Origin of the sequence: Xanthobacter pollutisoli, assembly GCF_040044995.1 — a bacterium.
Taxonomy (GTDB): Bacteria; Pseudomonadota; Alphaproteobacteria; order Rhizobiales; family Xanthobacteraceae; genus Xanthobacter.
Window position 1 is genome coordinate 1 of record NZ_JBDZDP010000071.1, and the last position, 1,343, is coordinate 1,343.

Below are 1,343 nucleotides of genomic sequence, written 5' to 3' on the forward strand. Positions count from 1 at the left end.
ATCTGCTTCTGTATTCGGTCCGGTGTCGTCAACCCCGATGATGGCACGTCGCGGGTTCTTTGCTTCTGTCCGTGGTCGAGGATCGCCACATGATGGTGTTCGATGGAATGACCGGTTCAAGCTCTTCGGCGTGCTCGGCCGCGTCAGCGGCTGCGACGACAGATCATGCGAACTCAATCATCCCACGCCCCGCGACGGGCGTTCAGGGAACCACAGCCGGGTCGATCACGCCGCAGCCGCAGTCCATCGGAATTCCGTGCCGTTCCGCCACATGCTGTGAAGAACGACCGCCATCTTGCGAGCCAGAGCGACCTTCGCCCGCTTGCTTCCCTGACGCTGAGCGATGCGCACCGCCCAGGCCTTCATCGGTGACCAGCGTGTGCTCGGTCGCAGGATGACGTTGGCGGCCTCGAACAGCGCAGTTCGTGTCTCCCCGTCGCCCACTTTGGTGATCCGTCCGGTCCGATCGATCTCGCCCGATTGATACCGCCGAGGTGTGAGCCCGAGATAGGCCCCGACGGACCGGGAGCGGGCGAAACGCTCGGGCGCATCGATCGTTGCTCTGAATGTCAGGGCGGAAACCGGCCCGATCCCGGGCATGGTCATCAACAGGCGGCAGACCGCATCATTCCGGACAGCCTGGACGACCAGGCGGTGAAGGCGCTGGTACTCCTGCATCAGTGCTTCCCGGGCTGCCAATAGGGGAGCCATCACCTCAGCCAGGATGACGTTGTTTCCAACCAGATCTCGGACACGGGAGGCAAATCCGGCCCGCGACACGATGCCAACCTTCAAGCCGAAGGGACGGAGCAATCCGCGAAGTGTCTGCTCTGATGCGGCAATGGAGCGAATCAGGTGCTTGCGCGCCGCCACCAACGTTCGGGCATGCTGGCTGCCGATGCTCTTCACGTGCACGACCTTGTACCAGCCAGCCCTGACCACCTGGGCAATGCCGCGCGCGTCGTTCCGATCGGTCTTGACGGGCATCGCCGACAACGCCGCCTTCACCTGCCGCGCCTCCAGACTGATGGCCGGGAAACCGCGCTCCGCCAAGCCCGCAGTCAGCCATTCCGACATCGGCCCAGCCTCAAGCCCAATCTTCGCAATCCGATCCCGCCAGGGCTGGAGACACCGCGAGATGGCGGACGCCTCCGACGCCACGCTCGCCTCCTTCAGGATGTGACCTTCCCGGTCGATGACACAGACGGCTACGGAGTTCAGAGAGACATCAAGGCCGACGTACACCATGGGGACCTCCCGGCGCTGGGTTCAGGCCCCGATCGTCCTCTTCGCCGCGGAACGCCGCAAACGGCTCAAGAGATCAGGACCGAATACCCCATCTC

General features: G+C 63.9%; 1 protein-coding gene. It reads right to left on the minus strand.

The genetic code is table 11. The features are described from left to right. Positions 1–225: 225 nt before the first annotated feature. Entirely contained in the window at positions 226–1,248 is a 1,023-nt protein-coding gene (locus tag ABLE93_RS26890; RefSeq protein ID WP_348842720.1) for an IS110 family RNA-guided transposase, read from the minus strand. Positions 1,249–1,343: the final 95 nt, after the last annotated feature.